Annotated in this window: 10 protein-coding genes; 8 read left to right on the top strand and 2 right to left on the bottom strand. The window is 72.5% G+C overall.

Going from position 1 to position 14718, the window contains the following annotated elements; all coding sequences use genetic code 11:
- The first annotated feature begins 6 nt into the window (after positions 1-6).
- The 6 genes from ACZ6BB_RS30250 to ACZ6BB_RS30225 all read left to right on the top strand — a co-directional run bounded on the left by ACZ6BB_RS30250 (position 7) and on the right by ACZ6BB_RS30225 (position 7502).
- Complete coding sequence (locus tag ACZ6BB_RS30250) at positions 7-2244, top strand: MMPL family transporter (protein WP_471618288.1); 2238 nt, start codon at positions 7-9, stop codon at positions 2242-2244.
- Complete coding sequence (locus ACZ6BB_RS30245; RefSeq protein ID WP_471618287.1) at positions 2222-2797, top strand: GNAT family N-acetyltransferase; 576 nt, start codon at positions 2222-2224, stop codon at positions 2795-2797. The genes ACZ6BB_RS30250 and ACZ6BB_RS30245 overlap by 23 nt, the downstream gene beginning before the upstream one ends.
- Positions 2798-2832: 35 nt before the next feature.
- The gene (locus ACZ6BB_RS30240) at positions 2833-3447 is read left to right on the top strand and encodes a hypothetical protein (protein WP_471618286.1); all 615 of its coding nucleotides are present in this window, start codon (positions 2833-2835) and stop codon (positions 3445-3447) included.
- Positions 3448-3632: 185 nt separating this feature from the next.
- The gene (locus tag ACZ6BB_RS30235) at positions 3633-3848 is read left to right on the top strand and encodes a hypothetical protein (RefSeq protein ID WP_471618285.1); all 216 of its coding nucleotides are present in this window, start codon (positions 3633-3635) and stop codon (positions 3846-3848) included.
- A 284-nt stretch (positions 3849-4132) separates the two neighbouring features.
- On the top strand, positions 4133-7216 hold the full coding sequence (locus ACZ6BB_RS30230) for a helix-turn-helix transcriptional regulator (RefSeq protein WP_471618284.1): 3084 nt from the start codon (positions 4133-4135) through the stop codon (positions 7214-7216).
- An 82-nt stretch (positions 7217-7298) separates the two neighbouring features.
- Positions 7299-7502: a DUF6191 domain-containing protein gene (locus tag ACZ6BB_RS30225; protein ID WP_471618283.1), complete on the top strand. Its 204-nt coding sequence runs from the start codon at positions 7299-7301 to the stop codon at positions 7500-7502.
- 11 nt (positions 7503-7513) lie between these two features.
- Here the strand turns inward: ACZ6BB_RS30225 and ACZ6BB_RS30220 are convergent, their stop codons facing one another.
- Complete coding sequence (locus tag ACZ6BB_RS30220) at positions 7514-8674, bottom strand: PQQ-dependent sugar dehydrogenase (protein ID WP_471618282.1); 1161 nt, start codon at positions 8672-8674, stop codon at positions 7514-7516.
- A gap of 266 nt (positions 8675-8940) precedes the next feature.
- Positions 8941-9939, bottom strand: coding sequence for an aldo/keto reductase (locus tag ACZ6BB_RS30215; protein ID WP_471618281.1), 999 nt, complete (start codon positions 9937-9939; stop codon positions 8941-8943).
- A 75-nt stretch (positions 9940-10014) separates the two neighbouring features.
- On the opposite strand from ACZ6BB_RS30215, the gene ACZ6BB_RS30210 reads away from it, so the two are divergent.
- Both ACZ6BB_RS30210 and ACZ6BB_RS30205 read left to right on the top strand, forming a co-directional pair.
- On the top strand, positions 10015-11016 hold the full coding sequence (locus ACZ6BB_RS30210) for a 2-hydroxyacid dehydrogenase (protein WP_471618280.1): 1002 nt from the start codon (positions 10015-10017) through the stop codon (positions 11014-11016).
- A 392-nt stretch (positions 11017-11408) separates the two neighbouring features.
- Positions 11409-14459, top strand: a complete 3051-nt coding sequence (locus tag ACZ6BB_RS30205) for a putative bifunctional diguanylate cyclase/phosphodiesterase (protein ID WP_471618279.1) — start codon at positions 11409-11411, stop codon at positions 14457-14459.
- The last annotated feature ends 259 nt before the right edge of the window (positions 14460-14718 follow it).

The raw sequence follows: 14718 nt of genomic DNA, 5'->3' as shown, positions 1-14718 counted from the left end.
CGATCCGTGGCAGCCCTTGCGCGCTGGTGTGTCCGGCACCGCCTAGTCGCCCTCCTTCTGTGGCTTCTCGCCTTCGCGGGCACGGCCGCCGGAGCCGCCCTGGCGGGAGCCGCGTACTCCAACGACTACAAGACCCCCGGAACCGAGTCCAGCCGCGCCACCGAACTGCTGAACGAGGGATTCCCGGGCGTCAGCGGCGACAGCGCCACCGTCGTCTGGCACACGGACAAGGGGTCCGTACGAGCCGCCGCCGTCGAACAGACGATGACCCGGACTCTCGGCCACATCGCCGGCCTGCCGGGCGTCGCCGCCGTCACCGACCCGTACGACGGCGCCGACGGCGGCCGGATCAGCGAGGACGGCCGTACGGCGTACGCCACCGTCACCTTCGACAAGCCGGCCGAGGACGTGGGCAAGGCCCAGGCCGAGGCCGTTGTCGACACCGCGAGGGCCGCCGGGAGCGACGGGCTCCGGGTGGAGCTGGGCGGCACCTCGATCGGGCTCACCGAGACGTCCGGCGGGCATCTCGCCGAGATCGTCGGCGTGCTCGTCGCCGCCGCGGTCCTCTTCCTGGCGTTCGGCTCGCTCGCCGCCAGCCTGCTGCCGATCGCGACCGCCCTGGTCAGCGTGGGCACCGCCTACGCGGGGATCACGCTGCTCGGGCACGCCATGACGGTGGCCGACTTCGCGCCCATGCTGGGCACCCTGATCGGCCTCGGCGTCGGCATCGACTACGCGCTGTTCATCGTGACCCGGCACCGCCGGGGCCTGAAGCGGGGCCTGTCCGTCGAGGAGGCCGCGCGGAACGCGGTCGCGACCACCGGAAGGGCCGTCGTCTTCGCGGGTGCCACGGTCTGCATAGCGCTGCTGGGCATGCTGATCCTGCGGCTCGGTTTCCTCAACGGAGTCGCGATAGCCGCCTCTCTCACCGTGGTCCTCACCGTCGCCGCCTCCGTGACGCTGCTGCCGGCCCTGCTGTCGTTCATCGGCATGCGCGCGCTGAGCCGCCGCGAGCGCCGCCGCCTCGCCGAGCACGGCCCCGAGCCCGAACTGCCCACCGGCTTCGCCGCCCGCTGGTCCGCCTTCGTCGAACGGCACCCCAAGAAGCTCGGCGCGATCGCCCTCGTCGTCATGACCCTGCTCGCCCTGCCCACGCTCGGTCTGCGCCTCGGCACCTCCGACCAGGGCAACGACCCCGCGACGACGACCACCCGCCAGGCGTACGACCTCCTTGCCGACGGCTTCGGCCCGGGTGTGAACGGCCCGCTCACGCTCGTCACCAAGGTCGACGGAGCCGCCGACAAGCTCGCGCTCGACAACCTCGACACCACGCTCCGGGCCACCGAGGGCGTCTCGGCGGTGACCCCGGTGACCTACAACACCGGCGGCGACACCGCGTACCTCACCGTCGTACCCGACTCCTCCCCGCAGTCCGCGAAGACCAGCGAGCTGGTCGAACGGCTGCGCGACGAGGTACTGCCGCGCGCCGAGACCGGCACCACGCTCGATCTGCACGTCGGCGGGGTGACCGCCGGGTACGACGACTTCGCGGACGTCATCGTCGGCAAGCTGCCCCTGTTCGTGGGCGTCGTCATCGGCCTCGGCTGTCTGCTGCTCCTGCTCGCCTTCCGGTCCATCGGGATACCGCTCAAGGCCGCCGCGATGAACGTGGCCGCCGTCGCCGCCGCGTTCGGCGTCGTCGCCGCGATCTTCCAGTGGGGCTGGGGGAGCGAACTCCTGGGCCTCGGCCGCGCCGGGCCGATCGAACCCTTCCTCCCCGTGATCATGGTGTCGGTCCTCTTCGGGCTCTCCATGGACTACCAGGTCTTCCTGGTCAGCCGGATGTACGAGGAGTGGCTGGAGACCGGCGACAACCGGCGCGCGGTCCGGGTGGGCCTCGCCGAGACCAGCCGGGTGATCAACTCCGCGGCGGTCATCATGATCTCCGTCTTCCTCGCCTTCGTCCTCAGCGGCGACCGTGTGATCGCGATGTTCGGCATCGCCCTCGCCGCCGCCGTCGCCCTGGACGCCTTCGTCCTGCGGACCCTCCTCGTTCCCGCCCTCATGCACCTGCTCGGCGGCGCCAACTGGTGGCTGCCCCGCTGGCTCGACCGGCGCATGCCCCGGATCAGCATCGAGCCGCCCGAATCCCGTGCCGCCCATGAGAGGCTCGCGGACGTCGTGGTGGAAGAGCTGGAACTGGAACAGGAGCGGCCGAAGGATGTACGCGATATCCCTGGGTGACGACGGGGCCGAACTGCGGCCGCTGGAACCCTGGCACGCCGAGGAGTTCCTCACACACCTGGAGCGGGGGCGGGACTTCATCAACGCGTATGTCCCCTTCGGCCAGAGCGCCACGGACACCGACGGTGCGCGCGCCGTCCTCCAGCGGTACGCCGACATGCGCGCCGCCGACACCGGCTCCCTGCACGGCATCTGGCTCGACGGCACACTCGTCGGCGGCGTCCTCTTCCTCAACTTCGACGCCGAGAACGCCAACTGTGAGGTCGGCTGCTGGCTGGAGCCCGCCGGCACCGGACGGGGGCTGGTCACCCGCGCGATGCGCGTCCTCATCGACTGGGCCGTCGACGTCCGCGCGATCCACCGCGTCGAGTGGATCGCGGCCTCCGGCAACACGCCGAGCCTGAACGTGGCACGGCGGCTCGGCATGGTCAGGGACGGTGTGCAGCGGGAGAGGTATCCCCATCGGGGTGTCCGGCACGACTTGGAGATATGGTCCGTCCTGGCGCCCGAATGGCGTGCGGCACGCGTTCGCGACGGTCACAGCGTGCGTTAAGAAACCTCTCAGACAACATTCGTACGGTGCGAGGTATGGGAACCAAGACAGCTGACGAGACCAGGGCCGACACGGGCGCCGAGGCCAGGAACGACGACGAGTCGGTGAAGGGCACCGACCTCACCAAGGACGACGCGGTGACGGAGCAGGACCACACGGCCGCGACGGACACCGCCGACACGGCCGAGACCGACGGCTCCTACGAGGCCGCGGAGTTCGACGGCGAGTTCCCGCCGGCCGTCGCGAAGGCGACGCCGGGTGTGGGGCAGGGTGCCGCCGGCATCGTGTCCGTGGTGCTGGGCCTGGTGTCGCTGACCGGCGGCTGGGTCGGCACGGTCGCCTCCGCGCGCGAGGAGATCACCGGCCAGCTGGAGATGCAGGCCGCGTCGAACGCCACCGTCGCCACGCAGCTCCAGGCGGTCTACGGAGACGCCTGGCAGGCTTCCGCGCTGTGGGGCGGAGTGTTCGCGCTGGTCGGGCTGATCGTCGGCGTCGCCGTGCTGGTGCGGCCCGCTTTCGGGGACCCCGACCAGGTGCAGGCACCGTGGATCAAGTCGGTGGCCTGGGCCGGTGTCTCGGTCGGCTTCATCGGGCTGGTGCTGTCCGCCCTGAAGTACTCCGACCTGCTGCTGGCGCTGCCGAGCACCTGACGCCCGCCGCGGCGGGACGGTTTCTGAGGGGCCTTAGGTCCGTCGTAGGTATCCCTATGACGGACCTAAGGCCCCTCTCGCGTCCAAGATGCGGAACTCTCCCGATGTGGCCGCCCCGCCTGGGAGACGAAGGTGGAGACATCGCAACGAGCGAGCCGAGACAGACTCTTCACCAGGGGTACGAGATGTTCGAGTACGAACTCCAGCAGATCCGATCCGCGGAACTGATCCGTGAGGCGGAGCACCACCGTCAGGTACGCGAGGCCCGCCGCGCCCGCCGCGAGGCCGCACACGGCTCCAGGACGGCGGCGAGGTCCGCCGGCGGGGAAGGGGACAAGGACGCCGAACGGCCGGTACTCGGAGAACGGATACGCCGGCTCCGCTTCCTCCGCGCCGCGTGAGCGGGGAGCGGGGCCACGAGGGCGGGGAGCGGGGCGACGGGGACGGCGACGGCGAGGCCGCCGAAGCGGGGCACGCCGATGCCGGGCGCGGGGATGCCGGGCACAGGGAGGCCGGACGCGGGGATGCCGGACGCGGGGATGCCGGGCGTGCGGAATCCGGACGAGGGGAGGCACGGGGGGAGGCCGGGCGCGGTGGCGGGGAGGTCGGACGCGCGGCGGGCGACCGCCGTCCGGCCGGCCGGGGCCTGCGGATAATCGGTGCCGGAGCGGGCGGCGGTCGTGCGATGCTCGGCGATGTGGAGACCAGGTCCGTCAGTCCCGTGTTCGTCGGTCGCGCCGCAGAACTGGAGGTGTTGCGCGAGGCATTGACCCGCGCCGGGGAAGGCACCGCGCGCACGGCGGGAGGCGGCCAAGACGGGGGCGGGCCGCAGGCGCTGCTCCTCGGCGGTGAGGCCGGGGTGGGCAAGACCCGCCTGGTCGAGGAATTCGCCGCCGAGGCCGCGCGCGGGGGCGCGGTCGTCGCACCCGGCGGCTGCGTCGAGATCGGCGCCGACGGACTGCCCTTCGCCCCCTTCTCCACCGCGCTGCGTGCCCTGCGCCGCCGGCTGCCCGACGAACTCGCCACCGCGGCCGCCGGACAGGAACAGGAACTGGCGCGGCTGCTCCCCGAGTTGGGCGAGACCGCACACACACGGCACGACGAGGAAGGCACCGCCCGCCTCTTCGAACTCACCGCCCGCCTCCTGGAACGCCTCGCCGCCGACCGCACGATCGTCCTCGTCCTGGAGGACCTGCACTGGGCCGACGCCTCCACCCGCCACCTCCTCTCCTACCTCCTGCGCACCCTGCGCACCGGCCGCCTCGTCGTCCTCGCCACCTACCGCTCCGACGACATCCACCGCCGCCACCCGCTGCGCCCCCTCCTCGCCGAACTCGACCGTCTCCGCACGGTCCGCCGCGTCGAACTCCCCCGCTTCAACCGCGCCGAGGTCGGACACCAGCTCGCCGGCATCCTCGCCGCCGAACCCGACCCGGACCGCGCCGACGAGATCTTCGAACGCTCCGACGGCAACGCCTTCTTCGTCGAGGAACTCGCCGTCGCCGTCCACGACGGCGGCTGCCCCGGCCTCACCGACACCCTGCGCGATCTGCTCCTCGTCCGCGTCGAACGCCTCCCCGAGGACGCCCAGCGGGTCGTCCGCATCGTCGCCGAGGGCGGCTCCACCGTGGAGTACGCCCTGCTCGCCGCCGTCGCCCGGCTCCCCGAGGACGAACTCATCGAAGCCCTGCGGGCCGCCGTCGGCGCCAACATCCTGATCGCCGCCCCCGGCGACGACGGCTACCGCTTCCGGCACTCCCTGGTCCGCGAGGCCGTCAGCGACGACCTGCTGCCCGGCGAACGCTCCCGCCTCAACCGCCGCTACGCCGAGGTCCTGGAAGCCGACCCCGCCCTCGTCCCCGCCGACGGCCGCGCCACCCGCCTGGCCAGCTACTGGTACCACGCCCACGACGCCGCCAAGGCCCTGCCCGCCGTCCTCGACGCCGCCGCCGAGGCCCGCTCCCGACACGCCCACTCCGAGCAACTGCGCCTGCTGGAGAGGGCGATGGAGCTGTGGGACGCCGCCCCCGACGCCGTACGGGCCGCGCTGCGCCCCGTCGACTACACCGAGGTCTACCCGCCCTGCGGCTGCGCCCCGGGCACCCACCCCCTGCGCTACCTCGACCTGATGGCCGAGGCCGCCGTCGCCGGACGGCTGTGCGGAGAGCGCGAGCGGGCCCTGCGGATCACCCGGCGGGCCCTCGACCGGCTGGCGGACGGGAGCAGCCCCCTGCGCGCCGCCTGGTTCTGGGTGCAGCGCTCCGTGCTCACCGAGGGTCTGGCCCGGGGAGACGGCTGGAAGGAACTCGCCACCGCCCAGGAACTGGTCCGCGGCCAGCCCCCGTCCGAGGTGCACGCCGAGGTGCTCTCCCGCGTCGCGTGCTGGTCCATGCTCCACGCCCCGGGACCCGACGCACTCTCCGACGCCCAGCGCGCCGTCGAGTACGCGCGCATGGTCGGCGCCGAGGACATCGAACTCAACGCCCGCCTCACCCTCGGCGGCCTGATGGCCGACGCCGGCCACATCGAGACCGGCATCGACGAGATGAAGACCGTCCTCCAGCGCTCGCTCGAACGCGGTCCCGCCGCCGTCGTGGGCCGTGCCCATGTGAACCTCCCTTCCTGTCTGGAGGGCGTCGGCCGCTCGCAGGAGGCCGCGCGACTGCTGCGCACCGGCCTCGACGTCACCCGGCGCATGGGCCTGCGCGACTCCGAGGCATGGATCTGGGGCAACCTCTCCGAATCCCTCTTCTCCCTCGGCCACTGGGACGAGGCCACGGAAGCCGCCGTGCAGGCCGGGTGCGCCGGGAACAGCACCAAGAGCCGCGGCGGCAGCTCTCTCTCCCTCGCCGCCCTCGCCCTCGCCCGCGGCGACACCGCCGAGGCCCGACGCCAACTGGCCGCCGCCCACGGCTATTTCGGCACCCACAACCCCATGCCCCAGAACAACCTGCCGCTGTCCTGCCTCACCCTCGGCATCGCCGCCGCCGAGGGCCGCCTCCCGGACGCCCGCGCCGAACTGACCCGGGTCCTCGACACCGGCTTCCCCGTCGGCACCCAGCGCTATGCCTGGCCCCTGCTGCTCACCGCCGCCACCGCCGAGGCCGACGCCCGCGCCCTGCCCACCGCCGGGCCGGGCCGCGCCGAGACACTCGACCGGATCTTCACCGTGGCCAGGAAGCTCACCACCGGCGCACCGGTCTGGCTCGCCCACGAACACTGGGTCCGCGCCGAACTCCGGCGTGCCGAGGGCCTGTCGGACCCGGACACCTGGTCCGACGTCGTCACCGCCTTCGAGCCCCTGGAGCGGCCCTACGACCTCGCCCGCGTCCGGCACCGCCTCGCCGAGGCACTGCTGGCCCACGGCACGGACGACGACGCCCGGGACCGCGCGACGGAACTGCTGCGGCTCGCCGCCGCCGTCGCCGACCACCTCGGCGCCCGCCCGCTCGCCGCCGCGGTCGCCCTTCTCGCCCGCCGGGCCCGCCTCACCCTGAGCCGCACCCCCGAACCGGCCCTCGCCCCCGCCGACCCCGTCGCCGCGCTCGGCCTCACCGGCCGCGAACACGACGTCCTGCGTCTGGTGGCCGTCGGCCGCACCAACCGCCAGATAGCCGAGGAACTCTTCATCTCCCCGAAGACGGCCAGCGTCCACGTCTCCAACATCCTCGCCAAGCTGGGCGTGTCCGGCCGTGGCGAGGCGGCGGCGGTGGCCCATCGGGTGGGGCTGTCCCCGGCGGGAGCGGGGGAGCGGTTGGCAGCGGGATGATGGAGGGGAGACCGCCGAGGCTCCGCTGACAGCCACCGGGACCGAACCGCCCGCCGCCTCGCGGCCCTGGGGAGGGAGAACCGTGTTCAACGCCTTCGAGGAACTGTTCGCACCTGGCCGCAAGCACACGCATGACGAGCAGAAGCGGCTGGAACTGAGCCGGGAGGACGTCGGCGACAACGACCCGGGACGCGGACCGATAGACCTGGAGTCCGGCAGGGTCGTCGTACGGCCGCCCGCGCAGGCGGAGGACGAGGCGGAGGAGGCGGGCAGGCCGACCGAGTAGTAGCAGGCGCTCTACTTCACCTGCAGCTCCAGGATCCGGTCGTCGTCGCCCTGCGGGGAACCCCGGCCGTCCGTCTCGCTCGTCACCAGCCACAGCTTGTCGCCACCGGCGGAGACGACCGTGCGAAGCCGGCCGTAGTCGCCCTCCAGGAAGGCCTGGGGGTCGGCGGCCGCCTTGGTGCCGTCGAGGGGGACGCGCCACAGACGCTGTCCCTTCAGCCCTGCCATCCAGACCGAGCCCTCCGCTATGGCGATGCCGCTCGGGGACGCCTCGTCCGTCCGCCACACGGCCACCGGCTCGACGTAACCGGACGTGTCGCTCTTGCCCTCCACCTCCGGCCAGCCGTAGTTCCCGCCGGGCCGGATCTGGTTCAGCTCGTCCCAGGTGTCCTGGCCGAACTCCGAGGCCCACAGTCGCTGCCTGCCGTCCCATGCCAGACCCTGGACGTTGCGGTGGCCGTACGAGTACACGACGGAGTCGAAGGGGTTGCCCGGGGCCGGCTCGCCGTCCGGAGTCATGCGGAGGATCTTGCCGCCGAGGGAGTCCTTGTCCTGGGCCAGCGGACCCTCGTACCGCTCGCCCGTGCTCGCGTACAGCATCTGGTCGGGGCCGAAGGCGAGACGGCCTCCGTTGTGGTTCGTGCCCTTGGGGATGCCGCGGAGGATGGTGTCGGGGGCGCCGAGCTGCTCGCCCGCCGGTTTCTCGGGGTCGTAGAGCATCCGCACGATCCTGTTGTCGGACTCCGAGGTGAAGTACGCGTAGATCATGTGGTCCGAGGCGTACTCCGGGGAGATCGCGATGCCCAGGAGGCCGCCCTCCCCGGCCGGGGTCACGCCGGGGACCTCCCCGAGCACGGTCCTCCTGCCGGACTCCTCGTCGATTCTGCTGATCGTGGCCTCGTCGCGGGAGGACACGAGGAGCCCGCCCTCGGGCAGCGGGGCGAGACCCCAGGGGGTGTCGAGGTCCTCGGCGACGGTGCGGACCACCTTCACCGACCCCTTGGCGGGGGGCACCGCGTCCGCCGCCCGCTCGGGCGGGGGCGACTCGGCACTGCTGCTGGTCGGGGGTGAGCTGCCGGTCGTGTCCTTCTCCCCGTCGTCGGAGGAACAGCCGGCCGTCACCAGGAGCACGGCTGCGGCCAACACGGCCGTCGCCACTCGACGTTGCACCATCACGATCCCTTCGGCGTGGAGCTTCTACCTGTCATACACCGCGAGTGCCCCACAGGTTCCGCCTCCGCCCGATCAAGCGGATATTTCACGTGCCACGCCACGCCACACCCTTCCCGCACGGACACGCATCGTCGGCGCCGTGCGCCACGCATACCGCCGGCACCACGCACGCACGTCACACACAGCAGGCAGCAGGCAGCAGGCAGCAGGCACCGCGGACGCCAGGCACCGCCCGCACCACGCACCACCGGCACCTCCGCGCCCGCTCAGTCCCAGGATCCCCGGGCGGGAGGCAGGGCCGCCACCTCCGCCAGATCCTCGGCCGTGAGCCGCAGGGCGTGGGCGGCCGCGTTCTCGGCCGCCCACCGTGCCTGTTTGGTGCCCGGCACCGGCACCACGTGCGGGCCGAGGGACAGGACCCAGGCGAGGGCGACCTGGGCCGGGGTCACGTCCGCCCCGTGGCGGGCCGCGACGCGGCGCAGGCCGACGACCAGCGGCTGGTTGGCGGCCATCATGTCCGCGGTGAAACGGGGATGACGGGCCCGGAGGTCGTCGCGCTCGAAGCCGCCGCCGGGCGTCAGGGTGCCGGTGAGGAAACCGTTCCCCAATGGCATGGCGGCGAGGAAGCCGATGCCGCGGGCCGCGCACCAGGGAAGAAGGGAGTCCAGCGCCTCCCGCGACCAGACCGACAGCTCCGCCTGCACGGCGCTCACCGGGAAGATCTGCTGGACCCGCCGGAGGTGGCGGATCGTGGTGTCGTACACGCCCGCACCCGGCCGACGCCCCGCCCGCGCACCCACCGCGCACAGGCCCAGCGACCTGACCTTCCCGGCCTGCACCAGTTCCGCCATCGCACCCCACGTCTCCTCCACGGGGACCTCGGGGTCCGCCCGGTGGAGTTGGTAGAGATCGATGACGTCGGTCTGCAGCCGGCGCAGCGAGGCGTCGCAGGCCCGCCGCACATAGCCGGGGCGGCCGTTGGCCACGATGTGCTGCTCACCCACCAGCAGGCCCACCTTGGTGGAGACGAAGGCCTCCGCACGGCGCTCCTTCAGTACCCGGCCCACCAGCAGTTCGTTGGTGAAGGGGCCGTACATGTCGGCCGTGTCCAGCAGCGTGGTGCCGAGATCGAGCGCCCGGTGCACCGTCCGCATCGACTCGTCGCCCCGTTGCCGCGACCCGGTGTACGCCCAGCTCATCGGCATGCACCCGAGTCCTACGGCCCCCACCTCGAGCGTCGCCGCGCCGATCGTCCTGCGCTCCACCTGGTCGTGACCCTCCCTCTCCCGACCCCCAACCTAACCTCTGCCGTACCGGGTACCTGACATAGCCTCCGGAGCATGACTGCTGACGCGACTGGCGACCCGACCGCGGGCGTGACCGGTGATGTGTGGCTCTCCATCCCGCCGGACGAGATCGAGGGGCTCCCGCCGGGCCCCGACTACCTCTTCTGGGACGGGGGCGACGACGGCACCCAGCCGTTCCCCGGCGATCCCGCGGACTGTGTCCTGTACGTGGTCCCCTACATGAAGCGCCGGGCGAGGACGGCCAACCCGCTGGAGTCCATGCGGAACGTGCGGGTCGTCCAGACGCTCACGGCGGGTGTCGACGACGTCCTGGCCCGGATGTCCGTGCTCCCGCCCGGCGTCCAGCTGTGCAACGCGCGCGGAGTGCACGAGGCCAGCACGGCCGAACTCGCGCTCACCCTGACCCTCGCCTCGCTGCGCGGCGTCCCCGACTTCGTCCGGGATCAGCAACAGGAGCGCTGGCGGGGCGACTTCCGTCCCGCGCTCGCCGACAGGTCCGTCCTGATCGTCGGCTACGGTGCGATCGGCGCCGCCATCGAGGACCGGCTCGTGCCGTTCGAGGTGGCGCGGGTGGCGCGCGTCGCGCGCTCCGAGCGCACCACGGCGCGCGGACCGGTGCATTCGTTCACCGAACTGCCCTCCCTGCTGCCGCGGGCGGATGTCGTGATCCTGTCCACTCCGCTCACGGAGCAGACGCGAGGCATGGTCGACGCCGACTTCCTGGCCCGTATGAAGGACGGGGCCCTCCTGGTGAATGTTGCCCGCGGAGGAGTCGTCGACACCAAGGCGCTGCTCGCGGAACTGGACACCGGGCGCCTCACCGCGGCCCTGGACGTCACCGACCCGGAGCCGCTGCCGCCGGGACACCCGCTCTGGCGCGCTCCCGGGGTGCTCATCAGCCCCCACGTCGGCGGTCCCACGTCGGCCTTCCTGCCGCGTGCCAAAAGGCTGCTGGTGGACCAGTTGGGGCGATTCGTGAACCGGGAGCCCCTGCGCAACGTGGTCTTTACGACGGGCGAGACGGACGGCGCGTAGTCCACTTCGGGCACCCTCCGCGTTCCTTCGGAAGCGGACCGTGCTCGTGTTGCCAGAGGTGGTCACTGAGCGTAGAGGAACTATGTCCCTGAGTGACGAGACTGGTGTATCGTCCCCGACAGGGGCTGCGCCGCGCACCGTTCGGCGCCGGGGACGAACTTGAGACAGCGAGGGGGGCGACGGGCGATGCACGGCCTATGGACGAACGATCCGACGCGGCGGAGCCGCCGACGGCGGCCCTGGCGAGCTGCGACGCGGAGGCACCCGCACGGGAGCCACGGCGGCCACAGCGGTCAAGGTCATCACCGCAGGCACAGCAACCGCAGAAAGCACAGCCCTCCCACGCACCGGGACCAGCGGGACAGGGGAGTGGCGCTCACCGGGGAGACCCCGTGAGCCCCCGCCAGTCCTCCGCCTCCACGCTGAGCCCCTCGCTCCGGGCGGCCGAGCCGCGACCCGGACCGCTGTCCGGCGGGCGGACGCCCGACCGCGCCGGCGCGAGTCTGCGGGCCCAGATCGTCCTCGCCCTGCTCTGCGCGGCCTACGCCGTCGGTGCCGCGTTCGGCTGGGGAAATGAGCAAGTCGCCCTCGTCATGGGTGACTTCGGGCTCAGCGCCGCGGCCGCCGCAGCCGCCGTCTCCTGCTTCCGCTACGCGCGCAGCCGCCGCAGCCGCTTTCGACCCGCCTGGCTGCTGTTCGCCCTCTCCTCCGTCATGGCGGCCCTGGGCAACGGCGTCTGGGGGTGGTACGAGGTCGTCCTGGGGCGGCCCGTGCCCGAGCCGAGCTACGCGGACCTGTTCTTCCTCTGCTTCGCGCCCCCCGCCATCGTCGGACTGCTGGTCCTGGCCAAGCGGCCGGTGACCAAGGCCGGCTGGATCTGTCTCGCGCTGGACTCCTGGCTCATCGGCGGCTCCCTGGTCACTCTCTCCTGGAGTCTCGCGCTCGCGCAGAACGCGCAGCTCGACGACTCCGACACCGCGCACACCGCGCTCTCGCTGGCCTACCCCCTGCTGGACATCGCCCTCGTCAGCATGGTGCTCGCACTGCACTTCCGCCGCTCCTCGATGCACCGCTCCGCGGTGAACACGGCGATCGGCGCTCTCGCGCTCACCGTGATGTGCGACGCCCTGTTCACCTCGCCCCTGCTGCACACCAGCTACGAGTCGGGCCAGCTCCTCGACGCCGGCTGGTTCGCAGGCTCCCTGCTCCTCGCCTACGCCCCCTGGGCCGGCCGGCGCCACGGCCAGGCGGACGAGGGCGGGCACGCACGCGTGGTGCACGAACACATCCCGGGCCAGCGCCACGACGTCCCCCCGGGCCGACGCCACGACGTCCACGCGGGGCGCCGCCACGAGGTCCATCCGGGGCACCGGCACGACGGCCCGCAGGCGGGGCAGGCGCATGTGCTCCTCCAGGGCGCGGGCAACGGTCGGTATCCGGCCACCCGCCCCATCGCCGGCTCGCTGGCCGCGCTCACTCCCTACCTGGCCGCCGCCGTCTGCACGCTGGGCATCCTCTACAACGTCCTCAACGGCCGCCGTGTCGACCGAGTGGTGCTCATCACCGCCTGCACCGTCGTGCTCGCCCTCGTCGTGCGCCAGGGCATCATGCTCCTCGACAACATCACCCTCACCCAGGAACTGGCCCAGAAGGAGAACCACTTCCGGTCCCTGGTGCAGGGCTCCAGCGACGTCATCATGATCGCCGCGCCGAACGGCATCCTCCGCTACGTCAGCCCGGCCGCCGCCGGGGTCTACGGACGCCCCGCGGAGGACCTCGTCGGCAAGGAGCTGGCCTCGATCATCCATCCCGAGGACCTCGGCTGCGTCGTCCACGAGGTGCGCCGCTTCCTCGCCGCCAGCCCCGCCGAGGAGCCCACCACCCGCATCGAGTGCCGCTTCAAGTCCGGCGGCGGGGGAGGCTGGCTGAACGTGGAGTCCACGGTCAACCGCCACCACGGCGGCCTCATCCTCAACAGCCGGGACGTGACCGAGCGCGTGCGTCTGCAGGCCCAGCTGCAGCACAACGCCGAACACGACCCGCTCACCGACCTGCCCAACCGCGCCCTGTTCACCAAGCGCGTCCAGCAGGCGCTCTCCGGCCGCCGCTCCTCCGACCGCGGTGCCGCCCTGCGCAACACGGCGGTCCTCTTCATCGACCTCGACGGCTTCAAGGCCGTCAACGACACGATCGGTCACCAGGCCGGGGACGAACTGCTCGTCCAGGCCGCCCGCAGACTCCAGGACGCCGTGCGCCAGGGGGACACCGCCTCTCGCCTCGGCGGTGACGAGTTCGCCGCCCTCATCGTCGGGGACGGCTCGCACGACCGCGTCGACCGGGAACGGCACATCCTGGAGCTGGCGGACCGGCTCCGGGTCGCCCTCTCGCAGCCGTACACCATCGACGGCAACGATGTCCGGGTCGCCGCCTCCATCGGCGTCTCCTTCGCCGAGCCCGGCCTCGGCGCGGGCGAGCTGCTGCGCAACGCCGACCTGGCCATGTACCGGGCCAAGGCGTCCGGCAAGGGCCGCGTCGAGCTGTACAAGCCGCAGATGCAGCAGGACGTCGTCCGCCGGGCCGAGCTGGCCACCCGGCTGCGGGCCGCGCTGCACGACGGCGAGTTCATGCTGCTCAACCAGCCCGTGGTGGAGCTGGGGACCGGCCGGATCTCCTCGGTCGCGACCGCCGCCCGCTGGCGCTCGTCCCAGGGGGTGCTGTTCACGCCCGCAGAGTTCCTGCGGGTCTCCGAGGACAGCGAGAAGACCGCCGAGCTGGGCCGCTGGATGCTCGAACAGGCCGTCGAGCAGGCCGCCGACCGCCTCACCAGCGGGCTGAACGTCCCGGTGTCCGTCCGGATGAGCGCCCGGCGTCTGCTGGACCGCTCACTGCCCCCGGGCTCGGTGGAGACGCTCCTCACCCGCCATGGGCTGCCGGCCGGCTCCCTGGTCGTCGAGCTGTCCGACACCGAGCTGAAGGGCCCGCCGGACGAACTGGAGCGGCGCCTGAACCACCTCCGCCGCCTCGGCGTCAGAATCGCCCTGGACGGCCTCGGCAGCGGGCAGGCGGCCGTCACGGCCCTGCGCCGGCTCCCCGTCGACGTACTGAAGCTGGACCGCGGCCTCGTCGAGGGGATCGTGGAGTCCACCCGGCTGCAGAAGATCACGCGTGGGCTGCTGCGCATCGCCGACGACCTGGGGCTGGAGTCCGTGGCCGACGGGGTGGACCTGCCCGAGCAGGTCGTCGCCCTGCGCGCGATGGGCTGCACCCACGGCCAGGGCGCCGCCTTCTCCGGACCGCTGGACGAGTACCGCCTGCGCCGGGCCCTGTCCCGCGGCCACTTCCCGATGCCCTCCGGACCGGCGGAACCCGTGTTCGCGGGCGGTGCGAGAGAAAAGGAGGGGCGTGTCGTGGCCTCGGCGCCGACCCTGGCGCCCAGGGGATGAGTGCGCATTGACGGGCACGTGTGGTGTACACCAGTGGTGTCACCGCTGTCCATGGAGGCGGACGTGCCCGTCGCTCACATGTTGAGACTCCCGTCCCACCCGCTTGACACGCGGTGCGCGCCGGAGAGAGGGTCATTGCCATGCGCACCCGAATCCTCGTACTTGGAAAGCGCGTCGGCTGAAGCTGGGACCCACCGGACGACGACCCGGAATCCCCAGCGACCGTACCCGACGCGCTCCCCTCGCTTGCCCTGTGGCA

It is taken from the genome of Streptomyces sp. NPDC041108 (genome assembly GCF_055592645.1).
The sequence above is the reverse complement of the archived record's forward strand: the minus strand, read 5'-3'. Positions and strand labels throughout refer to the sequence as shown.